Origin of the sequence: Mucilaginibacter phenanthrenivorans (assembly GCF_024721155.1) — a bacterium.
GTDB lineage: Bacteria > Bacteroidota > Bacteroidia > Sphingobacteriales > Sphingobacteriaceae > Mucilaginibacter > Mucilaginibacter phenanthrenivorans.
This window is the reverse complement of sequence record NZ_JAHVAP010000021.1, coordinates 21,356-39,029: the sequence shown is the minus strand read 5'-3', so window position 1 is coordinate 39,029 and position 17,674 is coordinate 21,356. Positions and strand designations below refer to the sequence as shown.

Annotated in this window: 17 protein-coding genes; 10 read left to right on the top strand and 7 right to left on the bottom strand. The window is 42.1% G+C overall.

Translation table 11 applies throughout. The features are described from left to right. Positions 1–547: 547 nt before the first annotated feature. Positions 548–2,464, top strand: a complete 1,917-nt coding sequence (locus tag KXD93_RS29440) for a beta-N-acetylhexosaminidase (protein WP_258141144.1) — start codon at positions 548–550, stop codon at positions 2,462–2,464. 59 nt (positions 2,465–2,523) lie between these two features. Here KXD93_RS29440 and KXD93_RS29435 read toward each other — a convergent pair whose 3' ends face one another. Next, positions 2,524–2,769 carry a hypothetical protein gene (locus KXD93_RS29435; protein ID WP_258141143.1) on the bottom strand — a complete coding sequence of 82 codons (246 nt, stop codon included), beginning with the start codon at positions 2,767–2,769 and terminating at the stop codon, positions 2,524–2,526. A 58-nt stretch (positions 2,770–2,827) separates the two neighbouring features. Further along, entirely contained in the window at positions 2,828–3,154 is a 327-nt protein-coding gene (locus KXD93_RS29430) for a hypothetical protein (protein WP_258141142.1), read from the bottom strand. Positions 3,155–3,391: 237 nt separating this feature from the next. Here KXD93_RS29430 and KXD93_RS29425 point away from each other — a divergent pair, with 237 nt between their 5' ends. From KXD93_RS29425 to KXD93_RS29390, 8 genes are all read left to right on the top strand, one after another. Beyond that, entirely contained in the window at positions 3,392–3,778 is a 387-nt protein-coding gene (locus tag KXD93_RS29425; protein WP_258141141.1) for a hypothetical protein, read from the top strand. An 848-nt stretch (positions 3,779–4,626) separates the two neighbouring features. Then, entirely contained in the window at positions 4,627–5,235 is a 609-nt protein-coding gene (locus KXD93_RS29420; protein WP_258141140.1) for a sensor histidine kinase, read from the top strand. Positions 5,236–5,237: 2 nt separating this feature from the next. After that, on the top strand, positions 5,238–5,876 hold the full coding sequence (locus KXD93_RS29415; RefSeq protein ID WP_258141139.1) for a response regulator transcription factor: 639 nt from the start codon (positions 5,238–5,240) through the stop codon (positions 5,874–5,876). 186 nt (positions 5,877–6,062) lie between these two features. Next, positions 6,063–7,283 carry an acyltransferase family protein gene (locus KXD93_RS29410; protein WP_258141138.1) on the top strand — a complete coding sequence of 407 codons (1,221 nt, stop codon included), beginning with the start codon at positions 6,063–6,065 and terminating at the stop codon, positions 7,281–7,283. A gap of 32 nt (positions 7,284–7,315) precedes the next feature. Further along, positions 7,316–8,158: a hypothetical protein gene (locus KXD93_RS29405; RefSeq protein ID WP_258141137.1), complete on the top strand. Its 843-nt coding sequence runs from the start codon at positions 7,316–7,318 to the stop codon at positions 8,156–8,158. A gap of 2 nt (positions 8,159–8,160) precedes the next feature. Further along, positions 8,161–9,486 (top strand): acetylxylan esterase, encoded by a 1,326-nt coding sequence (locus KXD93_RS29400; RefSeq protein ID WP_258141136.1) that lies wholly within the window; start codon positions 8,161–8,163, stop codon positions 9,484–9,486. A 218-nt stretch (positions 9,487–9,704) separates the two neighbouring features. Continuing rightward, on the top strand, positions 9,705–11,015 hold the full coding sequence (locus KXD93_RS29395) for an acetylxylan esterase (RefSeq protein ID WP_258141135.1): 1,311 nt from the start codon (positions 9,705–9,707) through the stop codon (positions 11,013–11,015). A 15-nt stretch (positions 11,016–11,030) separates the two neighbouring features. Continuing rightward, entirely contained in the window at positions 11,031–11,888 is an 858-nt protein-coding gene (locus KXD93_RS29390) for a hypothetical protein (RefSeq protein ID WP_258141134.1), read from the top strand. 87 nt (positions 11,889–11,975) lie between these two features. On the opposite strand, the gene KXD93_RS29385 is transcribed toward KXD93_RS29390, so the two are convergent. From KXD93_RS29385 to KXD93_RS29365, 5 genes are all read right to left on the bottom strand, one after another. Beyond that, complete coding sequence (locus KXD93_RS29385; protein ID WP_258141133.1) at positions 11,976–12,446, bottom strand: SRPBCC family protein; 471 nt, start codon at positions 12,444–12,446, stop codon at positions 11,976–11,978. A gap of 113 nt (positions 12,447–12,559) precedes the next feature. Continuing rightward, positions 12,560–12,982 (bottom strand): TlpA family protein disulfide reductase, encoded by a 423-nt coding sequence (locus tag KXD93_RS29380; protein ID WP_258141132.1) that lies wholly within the window; start codon positions 12,980–12,982, stop codon positions 12,560–12,562. A gap of 22 nt (positions 12,983–13,004) precedes the next feature. Next, on the bottom strand, positions 13,005–13,466 hold the full coding sequence (locus tag KXD93_RS29375; RefSeq protein ID WP_258141131.1) for a GNAT family N-acetyltransferase: 462 nt from the start codon (positions 13,464–13,466) through the stop codon (positions 13,005–13,007). Positions 13,467–13,600: 134 nt separating this feature from the next. Continuing rightward, positions 13,601–14,437, bottom strand: a complete 837-nt coding sequence (locus tag KXD93_RS29370; protein WP_258141130.1) for a sulfurtransferase — start codon at positions 14,435–14,437, stop codon at positions 13,601–13,603. Between the two features lie 57 nt (positions 14,438–14,494). Further along, a complete protein-coding gene (locus tag KXD93_RS29365; protein WP_258141129.1) occupies positions 14,495–14,968 on the bottom strand; it encodes a ribonuclease H-like YkuK family protein in 474 nt (157 codons plus the stop codon). 345 nt (positions 14,969–15,313) lie between these two features. On the opposite strand from KXD93_RS29365, the gene KXD93_RS29360 reads away from it, so the two are divergent. After that, positions 15,314–17,362, top strand: coding sequence for a M13 family metallopeptidase (locus KXD93_RS29360; protein WP_258141128.1), 2,049 nt, complete (start codon positions 15,314–15,316; stop codon positions 17,360–17,362). The last annotated feature ends 312 nt before the right edge of the window (positions 17,363–17,674 follow it).

Here is a 17,674-nt window from a genome sequence, read left to right as displayed (position 1 = left end):
ATTGGGGTGATAAAAACGATTTAGGAAGGGGAGAAAGACTTTTAATAAGTACATATTTTTATTCGTTTTAACCATTCGGGTGACTAATCAATCGTTAACGTCAATCAGGCTAAACAATTAATTCCCCGTTTTCCCAAACCGGGAAGCGTGATTTGCTTTTTTGTGGAATTTTTTTCATTTGATTTTGGCGGCAATATTTTACATTCATCCATTAGGCAATAGTCCAATAACTATTATTTAATCACCATTATTAAAAAGAAAATTAAATAACTATTAATACCATCTACTGCATTCTTTATCAAAATTATAACCTGGGCTCATAATTAGCATCGTTATTGCCATTACTACTGCGATTTGATAAATTATTGATTTTTTTAATTTTAAGAGCAAACGGAAAATTTGTTTGAACTTTACAGCCTGTTAACTCTAATACGCTTCTCTATTCAACATTTACTTCAACTTAATCCGATTACACTTTTTAATATTATTTAAAAAGTATAATTTGCAGGCAGATACCCCTCCCGTTTAAATCGTTATTTTATCTGCTATGAAAAAACTATCCCTCGCATTCTCCTGCTGCCTTGTTTCATTGTTGTCGTTTGGACAGGCCACCAAAACAACATTGGCAATAATTCCTGAACCAGTAAGCATCACTACAAAGCCGGGGCAATTTGTTCTCCCAAAAAATATCACCATACAGGCAGGCACAAGCGCCGAAATGGTAAATGTTACCTCATATCTTAAAACAAAATTGGCGACAGCAACCGGCGCTTTGGTTACAGTAAAGAGCAAGTTTGCAGTACCGGCCACCATCAAATTACTGTTGAGCACCAAAACCGATACCGTTTTGGGTAAGGAGGGTTATGAACTTTGGGTGGGCGTAAAAGGGATTGTTATTCGCGCAAATGAACCTGCGGGCTTGTTTTACGGCGTACAAACGCTGATGCAGTTGTTCCCCAAGGAAATAGAAGGCGCAGAAGTTAGCCATATTAAATGGACCGCGCCTTGTGTGCAGATAACCGACTACCCAAGGTTTGCATGGCGGGGATTGATGTTTGATGTATCAAGGCACTTCTTTACAAAGGAGGAAGTTAAACAGTATATCGACCAGATGGTGCGTTATAAATTCAACCTGCTGCACATGCACCTTACAGACGATGAAGGCTGGCGCATCGAAATAAAAAGCCTGCCGAAACTTACAACGGTTGGCGCCTACAACGTTAAAAAAGTAGGTGAGTTTGGAAGCTTCTCGCCGCCTGCACCGGATGAACCGCGTACTTATGGCGGATATTACACTCAAGATGATATCAGGGAGTTGGTTCAATATGGAAAGGCACATTTCCTGAACATTATGCCCGAAGTTGATGTTCCTGGGCACAGCCTTGCGGCGGTTGCATCCTACCCCGAACTTTCATGCACACCCGGTGCCGAGAACTATAAGACACGCTCGGGTGAACACATGATGGATTTTGGTGCAGGTGGAATTAAGGCATTGGTTGACAATACGCTAAACCCAGCCAGCGAAAAAACCTACGATTTTTTAGATAAAGTGTTAACCGAAGTGGCACAACTGTTCCCTTTTGGATATATCCACATGGGTGGCGATGAATGCGCCAAAAACTTCTGGGAGCAAAGTGCCGATGTTAAGGCGCTGATGGCAAAGGAAAATTTGAAAACGATGGAAGAGGTGCAAAGCTATTTTGAAAAGCGCCTCGAAAAAATAGTGGAATCGAAGGGTAAGAAATTTATGGGCTGGGACGAAATAATTGAAGGCGGCCTGGGTCCGAAGGCGGCAGTAATGAGCTGGCGCGGGATAAAGGGCGGCATTACTGCCTCAAAGCTTGGCCACGAAGTAGTAATGAGTCCAACAACCTTTGCGTACCTCGACTACATGCAAAGTGACCGCGTGATGGAGCCTCATGTGTATGCAACACTGCGATTGAGCAAATCATACCAGTTTAACCCGGTACCGGACAGTGCCGATGCCAAATTAATTTTGGGAGGCCAAGCCAATTTATGGACAGAGCAGGTATTTACTTTCCGCCAGGCCGAGTACATGACCTGGCCGCGTGGCTTTGCTATCGCTGAATCGGTATGGTCGCCAAACGAAAAGAAGAACTGGAACACTTTCTATCCTAAAGTTGAAAAACATTTTGCCCGGCTAAATGAAGCTGAAGTAAAATATGCGCCAAGCATGTACGACCCCGATTTTAAACCCAAAATGGCTGTCGATAGTATAATGAGCGTCGAACTGATGAACGAGATCCCTGATCTCACTATTTATTACAGCTTTGACAACTCCTACCCCGACAGGTTCTACCCTAAATATACAGCTCCACTGGAAGTGCCCAAGGACGCAACCCAGTTGAGAGTGATCACTTACCGTGGTAAGGAGCCAATCGGCAGGATGATTACCATGCCAGTTGCGGAGTTGAAGAGGAGATTGGGGAAGGGAGGGGAGTGAAAGAATATCCAGGGAAGTAGAAAAGTCCAAAACATTTCTTCCCTAGATATATTCAAATTCTATCCGCAGATTGAATCGAGAACATCAGCTAAAATAGCAAAGAACTTACCGACAACGGGAATATTTTCAGCCCATTTTACGTATCTGCCAACCTTGTTCCAGATATTACAGATCTCAGTCTTAATATCAGCAACGCTGGTTGCATTGGCAATATTTGCCTTGGCAGTTTCAGCACTGCTGTTAAGTTCTTCAAAATCAAAATTCGCTGCTTCATTGTCAACAGCAGACAGTGCAAAGTTTTTCATGACTTGTTTTTTGTTTTTATTGCCTACTCTGGATCCGTTTTCGGCGACACCGGTTTATTTATTTTGTGTTCTTGGGCGAGGGAGCCAGTAACCCGGACAGTGCCCCGATTGCTGCACTTCCTATTGCAGTTAAAATGGTTGGAACAGTTTTGTCATCTTTTATTTCGCCGCCACCAACCAAAAACAGTACTCCTATAATTATTGATAAAACAGTTGCCCCCAAAGCAAATACAACAATTCTATAGATCCATATATCCGTGTCCAACGGGCTTTCATGGATGTTTTTGCTTGCTTCCACTGGGTCATTTTGAAATGCAGTTTGTAAAGTTGGGTCTGTGGCCATAGCGCTTTTAAAATCAGCTATGCTTTTAAAGGTTGTTTCCATAATAATGCGTGCCTACTCTATTTCCGTTTTCGGCTTAACCGGCTTATGATTAATACCGTCAAATCTCAACAGGAAATAAAGATGAGAATACCGTAACAAAACCCTTTTTAATAGGGTGATTTTACGGCATTAAAAAAGGCATAAACACGTTGTGGATGTGATAGTTAGTGTGGAATTTTGTATTGTTAAATAACAAATTAATTATTAAATTTATTGCAAACTTAAATCTTAAAAATCATGAGTAGCTTTCGATTCAAACTAGGTAAACAACAACAATCTTTAGCCCCATCGCAGGTCGTTGAGAGACAAAAGGCGATAAACGCCATTAGCGATTTCCAGCTTATAAACGTGGGTCCAAATGCAATCAACGCGCCGGCAGGACCATTTAAAGGATTTTTTATAGACGCAGATAGTCTTAAGATTATTTTGTCTGATCCAACTTTTACAGGCATAAGCTTTTGGATTGGCAAGCATCTTGATCATCCGGGCACGACAGATAAAGTACTAAGTATTTATTTTACTGGCGCAAAGCCAAATCCTGCAGCTCCTCCTCAATTCGACAACCCAGGGGACGTTTATGAATATGTGAATCCATGCCCGACAGCTTGCGGAAACTTAGTTTGATAGATAATAACCCATGAATATTATTTTTAATATTTATCTTCTTCTGTTACTGACAATTTTTTTAAATGGTGTGATGCAATTAAAAAAGCATTCCACGCCATTTAAAATTTTAATAATTCTAATTGGGCTTACATTTGTAAGCGAATTATCCAGTAGGCTTTTAGCAGACAGATTTCATAACAGTATGCCTATTTATCATGTTTTTTCGGTGGCAGAATATGCTTGCCTGACAGCGATATATGTTCAACTATTACCGAATGGAACAATGAGGGGACTCAAATACTTACAAATTCCGATAATTTCATATGCGTTAATAAATAGCTTTTTCATACAACATTTTTGGAATTTTCCAACCAATAGTATAGTTGTATTTCAAATTATCTATTTAGGATACTCCCTATTAGGATTAAAAAAAATATTAGAACTGCCCAGGCAGGTTTCAATCCTGAAAGAAAGTTTCTTTTGGCTGAACATTTCCTTATTAATGTTCTCAAGTACGCAATTACTATCCTTAGGTTTAATAAACTTTGGAAATAGACATCATCTGAATTTAAACCCTGTTTTTGTCGTTTCGTCGTTAATTAACTTAGTTTATTATAGTTTTTGGGCGACGTCACTATATTTCCACAAGGCCAATTATAGGAAATCGCCACTCAATGAAGACTTTGGTAAATGATAATTTAGAATTTTATGAATTAGTTTTTGGCTCTGCAATTTTTTTTGCCAGCCTGACTGGTTTTATAATTTATTTTTTAATGTTTCATCGAAAAAAACAAGTATTACACATACTTCAACAAGAAAAGTTAGAAGCTAGGTTTCAGCAGGAAATAACCAAAACCCAACTCGAAGTGCAAGAACAAACCATGCAAACCATCGGCGCGGATCTGCATGATAATATCGGCCAACTACTAAGTTTAACCTCGTTAACGTTAAACTCTATTGAGTTGGATAATGAGCCTAAGGCCCGGCAAAAAGTTGATGCGGCAATTGATCTCACGATTCGTTCAATTAAAGAAATGCGCCTCCTGGGCAAACTCTTGCAGGGCGATCAGCTGGTAGTTATGGGCTTGTCGGCAGCCATCCGTCACCAGGTTAGTTGGGTTGAAAAATCTGAAAAATTCCAGGTAAGCTATGCAGAGGATGGAGAATTGCCCGCAGTTAACAACCCGGAAAAGGACCTGATCCTGTTCAGAATTTTGCAGGAGATCCTGAATAATATTATGAAGCACGCCCATGCCACGCAGATCAGCATCAGGCTTGATTATCAAAACGAGCAGCTTTACTTAAAGGTCACTGACAATGGAGTAGGTTTTGATACTGCGGACCTGCAGCATACCGAAGGTGGCATGGGCCTGCAAAACATCCGGAAGCGGGCAGGGATAATTGGCGGCGGGGCAAACATCGACTCCGCCCCGGGCGAGGGTACGGCAATAACTATTTTTACTTCATATCCTTAAAAATGCAAACTAACCCAATATCGATAGCCATTGTTGACGATCATACCTTGTTCAGGAACGGCGTGGCCGCGCTGATGAGCGAATTTGACGAGCTAACAATTATCTTTGAAGCCGAAAACGGGCAGCATTTACAGCAGATGCTGGTGAAACATCCCTTGCCTGAGGTGATCCTGATGGATATCAATATGCCCGTGATGGATGGCTACGAAGCAACCAAATGGGTTAAGGAAAAATATCCGCAGGTAAAAGTTTTAGCGCTCAGTATGTTTGAGGATGATAAGGCAGTTATCCGGATGATAAAGGCGGGGGCCGGCGGTTATGTGTTAAAGGAATCAAAGCCAAGGGAATTACTGGAAGCCATAAAGGCCATTAATGAAAAAGGCTCGTTTATAAACGAGATGGTATCAGGCAAGCTGATCCGCTCCGTTGCCGACGATGGCACGCCCGATTTTTCGAGGAAGGAATTTGAATTTTTAAAGCTCTGCTGCTCCGAATTAACCTACAAGGAAATTGCAGACAAAATGTTTGTAAGCCCGCGCACCGTCGACAATTATCGGGAATCCCTGTTTCAAAAGTTAAACTTAAAAACACGTACAGGCCTGGTTTTATACGCTATCCAGAATGAAATATTTAAATTTTGAACCCTGTAAAGACACAATACTTTGTGTCTCTGAACCGAACCTATTTTGAGTATGAGGAGACGCAAAGTATTGCGTCTCTACGAAAAATTTCTCTCCAATATAAACTTTTCCACATCCTCTGACTAACTTTTTGCGTACACAGCCCAAAATAGGTTTATCTTAGAAACTTAAATATTATTAAGCGGTTTGTCACAAAAATCATTACAAAATTATATTCCGGCATTAACGGGGGTACGCGCAATGGCCGCATACCTGGTTTTCATTTCCCACTTTGCGGGCATTTTTGATGGCGGTTTCCCGCAGATCATCCAGCGCTTTTTAGGCGAGTTCCATATCGGGGTAAGTATCTTTTTCGTGCTTTCAGGGTTCCTGATCACATTCCGTTATTATAACAGTTTTCATTTAACTACGGATTGGTTTAAGCAATACCTGAAAAACAGGGTGGCCAGGATCTATCCCATGTATTTCCTACTCACGCTAGCCGTCTTCGTTTACTATTTTATCACCAAGGACCAAAGTGTCACCAAGGGCTCATCAAACCCAATCGGGCTATTGATAATGAACGTGACTTTTGTGCGCGGTTTCTTCTACCAGTTTTGGGATACGGGCATAGCGCAGGGATGGAGTTTAACCGTTGAGGAGTGTTTTTACTTCTCAGCTCCCATCATCTTTCTCATCGCAAAAAAATACAACAAGTTTTATATCCAGCCGGTTATCATTACCCTGTTCGCCATTGTAATGGTGTTCATTTTCCGCGGGGTAAACTGGCATGGCTTTTTTGGCAATTTTACTTTCGTGATGCTGTTTACCTTTTTCGGCAGGTGTTTTGAATTTTTTGTAGGGGTACAACTGGCGCGATATGTATTGAAGAAGGGTTTTACCCGCACCAACAAGATCAGCTTTACCTATGGCGGCTTCTTACTGATATTTGTTTGTGTTTTTGTTATGGCATTACAACCGGTTAGGGCACCCTGGGTGGCCGGGCTGGAAACGCCGATAGGAATCATCACCAATAATTATTTTTTATGCGTGATGGTAGCCCTGTTCTTTTACGGCATCCTGACAGAGGAAACAGCCTTCAAAAAACTGCTGGCCAAACCCTTTGTGGAGCTGCTTGGAAAAAGTTCGTATATCTTCTATCTGATCCATTTGGGCTGGATGTTCAACATCCTGCACGAAAACATAAATCGCCTTAATGATTACGTTTTTACGCTATATGACAAATGGCAAAAGGATTGGATTTCGCCCTTTCAGTACGATAGTTTAAACCTTCTGTTCATTTTTATCGTATTAAATGCCGTTTCTATATGTTTATTTAAACTAATTGAAGAACCGCTAAACCATTACATCCGCAAGTCGGACTTTTTGATAAAGTATAAACCGCGTCCGAAGGGGATTGAAGATTGAGCGATGTACAGCGCAAACGCATTTAATATCAAATGAAAAAAAACTTTACGTTTTTCCTTATCCCCTGCCTGTTTATTGTTTTAATGTTACCATTAAAAACGTTTGCAGGTTTTCCTATTGGCAAATACCGTAATGTTGTTGTCCCTACGTTTTCTTACTATCACCAAAAGGACAGGTTTGATGACAAGGACAACGTGATTAAAGGCACACCCGGAACCGGCTTTACCTCCTACGCAGCAAATTTATATGTGGGCTACGGCCTGTCGCGCCGGCTCGATTTTATAGCAACTATCCCTTACCTATATCAGCAAAACACAATTGCCCCGGGCAACACTTTAGTTGATGCCGGACTCGGTGATATGACAGCAGGCTTTAGCTACAACCTGATAAATTTTAACTATGTGCGGTTCTTTTCTATCGGGGTGTCAGGTATTATCCCTTTATACAAAAGTGTTAATGGTGTTTCACCGCTTGGGCTTGGCAGTTACGGCACCGAGGTTAAGCTGATGTTTTGCGGCAGCCTGCCGAAGGACATTGCCGAAAAAGGATATTTTAATACCGAATTTGCCTATCGCAAATACTACAGCTCGCAGGGGCCTGATCAAATCAGCCTCACTACATCAGTTGGCTACCCTGTTACCAAACACAACCAGGTAAGTCTCGACATTTTATTATACAGATCATTCAGCTCAAACAAAGCATATAACAGCAATATTTTTGCAGCGCATGATTATTCGTTTTTCAAACCGCAGCTAAATTTCGGACATACGTTTACACGTAAATTCTCCTTGTTTGTGGGAGGCTTTTATGTGCCGTTTGGCGTAAATACAGGCGTGGGTTACGGCGGATCAATGTTAGCGGTTATAAAATTATAATTATGAAAAGGATCAGCTATTTACTTGCTTTTTTATTCTTCACACTGGCATCATCCTTACGGCTCGCCGCCCAGGAAGCGACTGAAGAAACCGGCGATGTAGTACTAAAGACCGCTCCGCAAAACAAAAATGCCATTTTTAAAAGCACCGAAGAAGTAAGGTACAAAATACAGGTAAGCAATAAAACCAATAGTCTTCAACGTGGAAAACTCTCTTACCTGGTAACTACCGATGAGGGCAAAAGGGTATTTCTTGATTCTGTTAAGCTAAACCTTAAAGGCAAAGCCAGCAAGGACCTGGTGTTAACGATCCCAAAAAAGGCAACCGGATTTTATCGTATAAACTTTATGGTGAACCTGCCGGATTATGACGACACCGTACGGCGTGTGTTCGGCGTTAACCCCGAACAAATCAGATCGCAGCTGCATAAACCAGCTGATTTTGATACCTTTTGGAAGAAGAGCAGGGAACTATTGGCTAAAGTGGCTCCCGATTACAGGGTACTGGAGCGTAAGGATCTGTCGACGCCAGACAAAAAGGTTTATTCAGTCGAGATGCATTCATATGACAATTTGATCATCCGTGGCTGGCTGGTGGTTCCTACCGATGGCAGCAAGTTTCCGGTACATTACCGGGTGCCGGGCTATGTGGTTACGCTGAAACCCAATATGGATAATGACGATTTTATTGCGTTCGACCTTAATGTGCGCGGAAACGGCAACAGCCAGGATGTGATCAACATTGGGACCGATAACTACTCGGTAATAAACATCGAAAATAAGGACAAATACATTTATCGTGGGGTTTACATGGATTGTATCAGGGGACTCGACTTCCTGTACTCACATGCAAACCTGGGCATCGATACATCTAAAATTTTTGTAGAGGGCGGCAGCCAGGGTGGATCACTGGCCCTGGTAACCGCCGCGCTTGATAAAAGGGTAAAATTACTGACCATGCAGGTGCCGCTTTATGCTGATATTCATGACGGACAGGCCATATCAGCTTCATACAATCAGCAGGTTTTCCCATTTAAAGTATTTCGGAAGTATCAAAGCCTGCACCCCGGTTTTTCGTGGGATAAGTTTTACGCAACCTTTGATTATTATGATCCGCAGAATTTTGCACCCATGGTTAAATGCCCGGTACTGATGGGCATAGGGCTGCTGGACCAATTTTGCCCGCCGCGCTGCAGCATGGCTTTATATAACCATATCAGCAGCACAAACAAGGAATACGTGTGTGTACCAAACTCCACACATGAAGTGAATTTTGATTATTTTATGTTTCAAAACCTATGGTTACGGGAGAAATTCAGGATACCGTAGACCAATACTGTTGATTTGTTTACCCACTTTTTTATCCAGGGCAAAAACAATTAGCGGTTAGCAGATGTGTTTTTAGGCGAAAAAGCCCCATAATGGGTATATTCGTTATAGTTAATATACGAAACCGCGTTTCGGCACGGTAATAGCCATATAAGGCAGACAAAAAGGAAAAAACAGGTTAACTACCGGTTATAAATTGCTGCCAATTACGAGTTAAAATGATGACAAGATTTACAAATAAAGTTCTGACTATAGTTTTCAGCCTTCTTATTTTAACAGGGGCCCAACAGGCGTTTGCACAAGACGGAGGCGATGGAACTGTAAATACGGTTGTAACTACCCATAGTAAGGACGGGATCTTTAGTTCGACTGCGTCCTATACATTTGACGTTACCAGCACTTATAATACACCTCAAAAAGGCAGGGTTAAATACCTGGTAACCACCGAGGCAGGCAAACACCTAAAATCAGATTCTGTAAGGGTTGACATCGGCAAAAGAGGCTCTGCGAGCTATAATTTTGATATTCATAATTTGCCGTCGGGCTTTTACAAAATAAGCTTCATGATCAATGTCACCGATTATGACGACACTACCCGTAAGGCATTCGGCATAAGGCCTGAAGAATTGCGTTCACAATACGGCAAGCCTGCTGATTTCGAATCATTCTGGCACAATTCGAAGCTGGAACTTGACAAAGTAAAGCCCGAATACAAGGTTACTGAAATGCCCGATTCAAGCAAGGACGGGCGCAGGGTATTCTTAGTGGAAATGAAATCATTGGGTGGTCTAACCATTCGCGGATGGCTTACCGAGCCAAAATCAAAGAACAAGAACAAAAAATTTGTGGTGATGCTGGGTTTACCGGGCTACCAGGTTGATTTGAAGCCGTTGTACGGAACCGATCCTGATGTTGCGATATTCTCCTTAAATATACGAGGACAAGGCAACAGCCGCGACGTAATAAACGTGCGGCGGGAAACCTATATAACCCTGGGTATTGAGGATAAGAATAAATACGTTTTACGCGGCGCCATTATGGATTGCGTACGCGCCGTTGATTTTATTTGCTCGCGTCCTGAATTAAGGCATGACAATATTATTGCGGTAGGCGGTAGCCTCGGTGGATTTTTAGCGCTTGCAACTTCTAGCGTCGATAAACGTATAAGCTTCTGTTCAGCTGCGAATCCTATACTTAGTGATGTACGCAATTTGGTTGACCAGGTTGACTGGCCATTTATTGACATAAGGAGATATGTTAATACAAGGCCGGGCTTAACCTTTGATAAGGTGCTAAACAACCTGGATTACTTTGATGCGAAGAATTTTGCATCAGACCTGGAATGCCCAACATTGGTTGGTTTGGGTCTGGTTGACAATATTGCACCGCCAAATACGGTATATACACTTTATAACGGTATCCGTTCACAAAAGCACCTGATAGTTTTCAGGGACCTTGGACACGAGATCGGTAAAAAGTACGAAGTATATGAAGGACGCTGGATGCGTGATACATTTGCATTGTTTTAACATTAACCATTAATCATGAGCCTTTTGAAGACTTTTACCAGACTTTTATTTTCAACCCTGATACTTTTTACGGCAACCTATAGCCTCAGCTATGCCGATGGTGGTTTCCCTACCCGACCGGGCCGTTTATTGATTGCTCCCTCTGTTAGTTACTTTTTTGCTAACTCACAATGGGATTCAACCGGGGTAAAAAAATCATTTCCTAATAATGGCCGCTTTTCCTCTGTAGGTGTAACACTATATGCAGAATATGGTATCAGCAGAAAATTTGCTGCAGTTGCGTCTTTACCATTTGTATATAACATGTACAGCCAGGACAATACTGCCACAGCCACCAGTTCGGGCCTAACCGACCTGGAAACAGGCATCAGATACTACCTGGCGAACATCGACTTCATTTATTATTTTTCTATCCAGGGAACAGCCATTACGCCTTTATACTCGAATAACCAAAGCTTAGGCTATGGCCAGGAAGGCGCAGAATTAAAGCTTGCCTTTTCGGGCACAGGCCATTTGGGCGGTTTAAGCACCTACTTTAATGCAGCCGATGGGGTTCGCCAATATTTTGGAACCAACGGACCAATCCAAAACAGGTATAACGGTACATTTGGTATATCGCTTGACCAGGACTATGAGAACCAAATCTCAGCTACATTGAGCGGGATCTATTCTCAAAGTAACGATAAACGTTTTTCGGTTATCCCGGAAACAAACAAAGATTATTCATTCTTGCAGGCATCTATAGGTTTCGGCCATTCATTTACAAGAGAAACCTCCTTATTTTTAAGCGGCGGCAGATTTTTAACAGGCCGTAACACAGGTGTGGGTACTTCGGTATCACTGGCCTTTATTTACAGGCTTGATTATAGGTAGGAGGTTGAATGGTTGATTGAGTTGAATAGGTTGATTAAGTTATAAGCTTGTAACCTAATCAACTCAATCTAACTTAATACAACTCAATTAACTCAAAACACCAAACATCTCCCTTATCGCCTGCTCCCTGTATTTAAAGATCTTATCGATCTGCTTACCTACGAATACTTTGTTAGCCAATGTCCCGATAAAGCTATACGGAACGGCATAGTTTAAGATATCATTCATTAACACCCCGCCTTTTATTGTTTTAAAGTGATGCTCGTGGTGCCATAAGGCATAAGGGCCGAAGCGTTGTTCATCCACAAAATATTCACCATCCTTAACATGGGTTATCTCGGTCATCCAATTCATTTTGATGCCCAGCAGCGGCGAGATCTTATAGGTGATAATCATACCCTCATACATTTTAGTTTCCGGCTTATAATCCGACGTTACCACGAATTGCATTTCCTTCGGGGTGATCTTTGCCAGGTTTAACGGCGATGAAAAAAAATCCCAGGCTTGTTCAAGACTGATTGGGATAGCCTGTTCGGTTTTTAAAACGTATGTTTTCAAATTAAATAGATGAGTAGCTTATTTTAATTTTTCTGCTAACAGCTCAAGCAATTCTTTAAAATCCTTTTCGCTATAGCCCACGGACTGGTAGATGATCTTCCCATCCCCGTCAATCACAACATTGCGGGGGATGTATTGTGTGGCGTATAATTTAAATACTTTTCGCCCTCATCAGGCAGCATCGGAAAAGTGTAGTTATTTTGCTCTTTAAAAGGTAGTGTTTTATCCCAACCTTCCTCGCGGTCAAGGGCGAAGAGGGCAAATTTGGGATTGTCCTTATACTTTTCCCAGATCTCCTTTTGCACCCTTGGCAATTCCGCGCGACATGGCGGGCACCAGGTAGCAAAAAAGTTGATCATTACTATCTTGCCATGATAGTCGGTAAGGTTAGCCTTCTTTTCCTTTGAAAGATTGAACTCGAAAACCGGAGCTTTATCGCCTGTTTTATTTAATGTGGTTGAATCCGGAACCAGCGACTGCGCTTTGCAAAAAAATGGAACCAGGAAAAGAGCGAGTACGGGAAAAAGTTTTTTCATTGTTTTATGTGTTTAGGTAGATTTATGATTTATTGACTCCAATTCGCATTTCCAGCAAATTAGGTGTAAAGCCCGCTTTTTGATACGCTTTAATTGCCGGAAGATTATCATTATAAACCTCAAGCCGCATTTCTATTACGCCACGGGAGATCACCCATTGCCTGAGCGCTTCAATAATTTTATTGTTTACTCCCTTACCCCTATGCTCAGGCTTTACATACATAAAACCAAGGTGTGCATGTTGGGGATGCCGCAGGTAGACCTTTGAATCTACAATCCGGGCATAAGCCGATCCGATAACTTCGCCATCAATTTCAGCAACTACAACTTCCACATCCGGTTCGTCAATCATTCTGCCGATATCATAGTAATGGATCTCGCCCTCCTTTAATGTAGGATCGAATGGTCGTTCAGCGTTTATTATTCCCTGCTCAAAAGTTAAAAGTATTTCAAGATCACTTTGGCGGGCCGTGCGGGTGGTCATTTAATTAGTGAATTAGTGATTGAATTAATTAGTGAATTGGATCAGTTGGTGAATTAGCGAATGTGTGATTTAGCGAATTGCTGATTTAAACAGTCATTTTTTCAAATTCACTAACTCACCCATTCACTAAATCACTAATTTCCGCCCTTCGCCATTGGCAAATCTCTTCTTGACCACTCGCTCCACGAGCCTACATATAAACGGGGTTCATTAATTCCGGCGTAGGCCATTCCAAGCAGTGTATGGCAAGCCGTAACGCCTGATCCGCAATGAACAATCACCGCTGCAGGCTCAACGTTACCGATGGCATCGAGGTACATGCTCCTCAAAATTTCAGCAGGCAGGTATTTACCCTCCGCATCAAGGTTTAAAACGTAAGGTAAATTTGCAGCGCCGGGAATATGCCCTGCAATAAGATCTATCGGCTCGGTTACGCCAAGATAACGTGGCGATTCCCGTACATCAATCACCAGCTTTGTTTCATCCTGCGCGGCTTCACCTGCCTCGTCAATATCTACTGTACCGGCATAGTTTCCGTGGGTATGATATGGTTTTGTGGCAACCGGGGTGTATTCTTCCTTGCTCAATTCGATGCCTGCCCTGTTTGCAGCCTGTAGGCCTCCATTCAACACCTGAAGCTTTTTATGGCCGATAGCCCTTAGCATCCACCACAACCTGGCTGCGCTAAACGCGCCCGACTTATCGTCATAAATAATAACATGGCTTTCGGGTGTAATGCCCCAAGTGCCTAATAAGGCGCCGAAGGCTTCAACATCAGGCAAGGGGTGCCTTCCGCCCATAGAGGCATCGGTAACTTTTGCTGCCAGGTGCTTATCAAGGTCAGCATAAATAGCATTTTTTAAGTGCCCGGCGAGGTAGCGTTGGTGAGAGTCCTGCCCTCCGCGGGAATCGATAAGAATGGTATTCGCGCCGGCAAAAGCCGGATCGTTGATTTCAATTAGTGGCGACATAGCTGCTTTGATATATAAATATCAAATATAGCCACACCGAAATTGTTTTCAGCAATTTTACTGAACCATTTTATTGGCACAGTATGAACTGGCGAAAGCTTCTGGTTTTGCCTTGAATACAAAGCCCATGCTTAAAATGTAACCCATAGCCTCGTGCAAGGCCTGGTTGCTCTTAAACATTGGGTTGGTGTTAATGTCGGCATGTACTTCAAGGTCTACATCGTAAAGATCAAGCAGGTCACACAATTTGTAAGCAATGTCAATTGATTTTTGCACTTCGTTCAACATTCTTTCCTTAATGCTCATTTTTTGCGAGGTGCGTTCCTGGTGGATGAACATAAATCCTCCTCTCTGCTCCCGCAAAAAAACAATTACCGTTGCAAAATCAGTTACCAGGCCCTTTACCTGCGAATCTGTTCCGATACATACTTTGAGTTTGTTGCCGAGGTTGGCCTCCCGTTCAATGGCCCGCTCTACCTCTTCTAAAATGGGCGAATTAATGATCTCGCCGCTAAATTTTCTCCAGGTCATAAATTTATTTTTAGGGTTAAATTTTAGCTGACCTTTTTACGGTCTATAAAAATAAGCGATAACGTTTCATATAAACGTTAGGATGGTATGATTTATTTGTTAACATTTAACTGAATATTAACAGGATAGGTTAATGTGCGAATGACGGATATGCAAATGTGCGGATAAGAAACCTGGGGATTTATTGAATTTTACGGAGTATTCCTGTCGGGAAAATCAAAAAATGGCGAAATTCCCTTTAATCAAAAGTTAATAGCAAAGCACCTTCTAATCGGTGTAATCTCGAAACAATCGGTGCAATCCAGAAATAATATTCCATACATTTATCCTATAAAACCTTTAAGCATGAAACTTATAAAATACCTTTTGCTTGCCTTACCGGCGGTTATTGTGGCTGGATGTAAGCAACCTAAAACAGGAGTGTCTGCAGATGCGCCGAAGCGTACTGTATTTTTTGATAAATCAGGCATGGATACCACGGTGAAACCCGGGGACAATTTCTTTTTATATGCCAATGGCAAATGGATCAAGGACACGAAGATCCCGCCGAGCGAAAATAGTTGGGGCTTAGGCAACATCCTTTATAACGACAATCAAAAACACCTCCACAGCATCCTTGAAGACGTATCGGTAGACGACAACCCTGCAGGCAGCCTGGAGCAAAAGGTTGCAGATTTTTACAAGAGCGGAATGGATACTGCCACTATTGAAAAATTAGGTTATGAACCTGTAAAGCCATTACTAAACAATATAGATACCGTTAAAGATTATAAAGGCCTGCTGCAACTGGCAGCTGCCGGGTTTAAAAATGGCGACGGATTTCTATTAGGATTCTATGTTTCGCCTGATGATAAGATCAGCACCAAAAACGTGGCCCATTTTGATCAAACAGGGTTAACGCTTCCGGAGAAGGGGTACTATTTTAAAACAGATTCCGCCTCTTTAAAAATCAGGGCCGAATATGTGAAGTACATCGCTAAATTATTTACGCTCACCGGTGTGGATGCTAAACTCGCCGCATCAAAAGCGGATGGGATCTTAAAATTAGAAACTGAAATAGCCAAATCGCATTTAAGTCCGGAACAATTACGCGATCCGCAGAAAAACTATAACAAATTCACGGCTGCCGATTTTCAAAAACAAATGCCGGACCTTGACCTTGCGGGTGCCTTTCGGCTAATGGGTTTAAAAACCGATACCGTTTTGGTGGGTCAGCCAGGATATTATAAAGCGCTTGACTCGTTATTAAAAAATCAGCCAATAGTAGTTTGGAAAGACAAAGCAGCCTTTGGTGTACTTGATGGCGCGGCAACCTCGTTAAGTAAAAGTTTTATTAAGGCCCATTTCGATTTTTATGGCACAATATTAAACGGCCAGAAAAAGCAAAAGGAGCGTTGGAAGACCATTGTTGACAAAGTTGATGGTGGCCTTGGCGAATTGCTCGGCCAGCTTTATGTAAAGAAATATTTTGCACCGGAAGCCAAGCAACGAATGCTTGCCCTTGTAAACAATTTGCAGAACGCCTACCGCGAACGGATTGAAAAACTGGACTGGATGAGCCCTGAAACAAAAAAACAAGCTATCGCAAAACTGGACATCATCACCAAAAAAATTGGCTACCCGGATAAGTGGAAGAATTACGATGATGTTACCATCAATAAGGACGGTTACTACAGCAACCTACAGAACATAGCCCAGCACGATTATAAGCAAGAGTTAAAGAAGGTGAACAAGCCGGTTGACAGGTCCGAATGGGGTATGACACCGCCAACGGTTAATGCCTACTACAACCCTACATTTAACGAAATAGTTTTTCCTGCTGGCATCCTGCAATACCCATTTTTTGATAATGATGCTGATGATGCCATTAATTACGGTGCCATAGGTTTAGTAATCGGCCATGAAATGACCCACGGCTTTGACGACCAAGGTCGTCAGTACGATAAAGACGGCAATTTAAAAGATTGGTGGACAAAAGAGGATGCCAAAAAGTTTAAAACCAGGGTAAAGGTGATGATTGATCAATATAACCAGTTTACCGTTTTAAACAACATTCATGTAAACGGAAATTTAACACAGGGTGAAAATCTTGCCGATATTGGCGGTTTGGCCATTGCCTACCAGGCGTTCAAAAACACAGCGCAGGGAAAAAGCGATACAAAGATAGATGGATTTACGCCGGATCAGCGTTTCTTCCTTTCTTGCGCGCAGGTTTGGCGTTCAAAAAGAAGCGAGCAGCTTGACAGGATGTTGATTAATGTTGACCCGCATTCGCCCGAAATGTACCGGGTTAACGGGCCGGTATCAAATATGCCGGAATTTTATAAGGCATTTGGTATTAAGCCGGGTGATAAAATGTACAGGGAGGAAAAGGACAGGGTGAAGGTTTGGTAGAAAAAGTTTAATTAAAATAGAAAATACCATCCGGTTGGGGTGGCATTTTTTGCTATTAATAACATCCTCTTTATGCATGGCGCAGAGGTTTCGCACCTACGGAGCGAAAAATCTTTTCTCTATTTTTTCTACCAATATTTGACCCCGATGGGGTCGCAAAGCAAGCGAAAATAATAGTGTTCGGTTGGACGTTTTCAGATTAAAAAGGATAGCGATTTTACGTAAAGTTCGACATCAATCTATCTTGAATTGCCACCATAACAGCGACTCCATAGGAGCCCAATATTGGTAGAAAAGGAGAAAAGGACATTT

Excerpts from the sequence above, each read along its gene's own strand:
- KXD93_RS29440 (WP_258141144.1), top strand. The coding sequence starts at position 548 with ATGAAAAAACTATCCCTCGCATTCTCCTGCTGCCTTGTTTCATTGTTG.
- KXD93_RS29435 (WP_258141143.1), bottom strand. The coding sequence starts at position 2,769 with ATGAAAAACTTTGCACTGTCTGCTGTTGACAATGAAGCAGCGAATTTT.
- KXD93_RS29430 (WP_258141142.1), bottom strand. The coding sequence starts at position 3,154 with ATGGAAACAACCTTTAAAAGCATAGCTGATTTTAAAAGCGCTATGGCC.
- KXD93_RS29425 (WP_258141141.1), top strand. The coding sequence starts at position 3,392 with ATGAGTAGCTTTCGATTCAAACTAGGTAAACAACAACAATCTTTAGCC.
- KXD93_RS29415 (WP_258141139.1), top strand. The coding sequence starts at position 5,238 with ATGCAAACTAACCCAATATCGATAGCCATTGTTGACGATCATACCTTG.
- KXD93_RS29405 (WP_258141137.1), top strand. The coding sequence starts at position 7,316 with ATGAAAAAAAACTTTACGTTTTTCCTTATCCCCTGCCTGTTTATTGTT.
- KXD93_RS29400 (WP_258141136.1), top strand. The coding sequence starts at position 8,161 with ATGAAAAGGATCAGCTATTTACTTGCTTTTTTATTCTTCACACTGGCA.
- KXD93_RS29395 (WP_258141135.1), top strand. The coding sequence starts at position 9,705 with ATGATGACAAGATTTACAAATAAAGTTCTGACTATAGTTTTCAGCCTT.
- KXD93_RS29390 (WP_258141134.1), top strand. The coding sequence starts at position 11,031 with ATGAGCCTTTTGAAGACTTTTACCAGACTTTTATTTTCAACCCTGATA.
- KXD93_RS29380 (WP_258141132.1), bottom strand. The coding sequence starts at position 12,982 with ATGAAAAAACTTTTTCCCGTACTCGCTCTTTTCCTGGTTCCATTTTTT.
- KXD93_RS29375 (WP_258141131.1), bottom strand. The coding sequence starts at position 13,466 with ATGACCACCCGCACGGCCCGCCAAAGTGATCTTGAAATACTTTTAACT.
- KXD93_RS29370 (WP_258141130.1), bottom strand. The coding sequence starts at position 14,437 with ATGTCGCCACTAATTGAAATCAACGATCCGGCTTTTGCCGGCGCGAAT.
- KXD93_RS29365 (WP_258141129.1), bottom strand. The coding sequence starts at position 14,968 with ATGACCTGGAGAAAATTTAGCGGCGAGATCATTAATTCGCCCATTTTA.
- KXD93_RS29360 (WP_258141128.1), top strand. The coding sequence starts at position 15,314 with ATGAAACTTATAAAATACCTTTTGCTTGCCTTACCGGCGGTTATTGTG.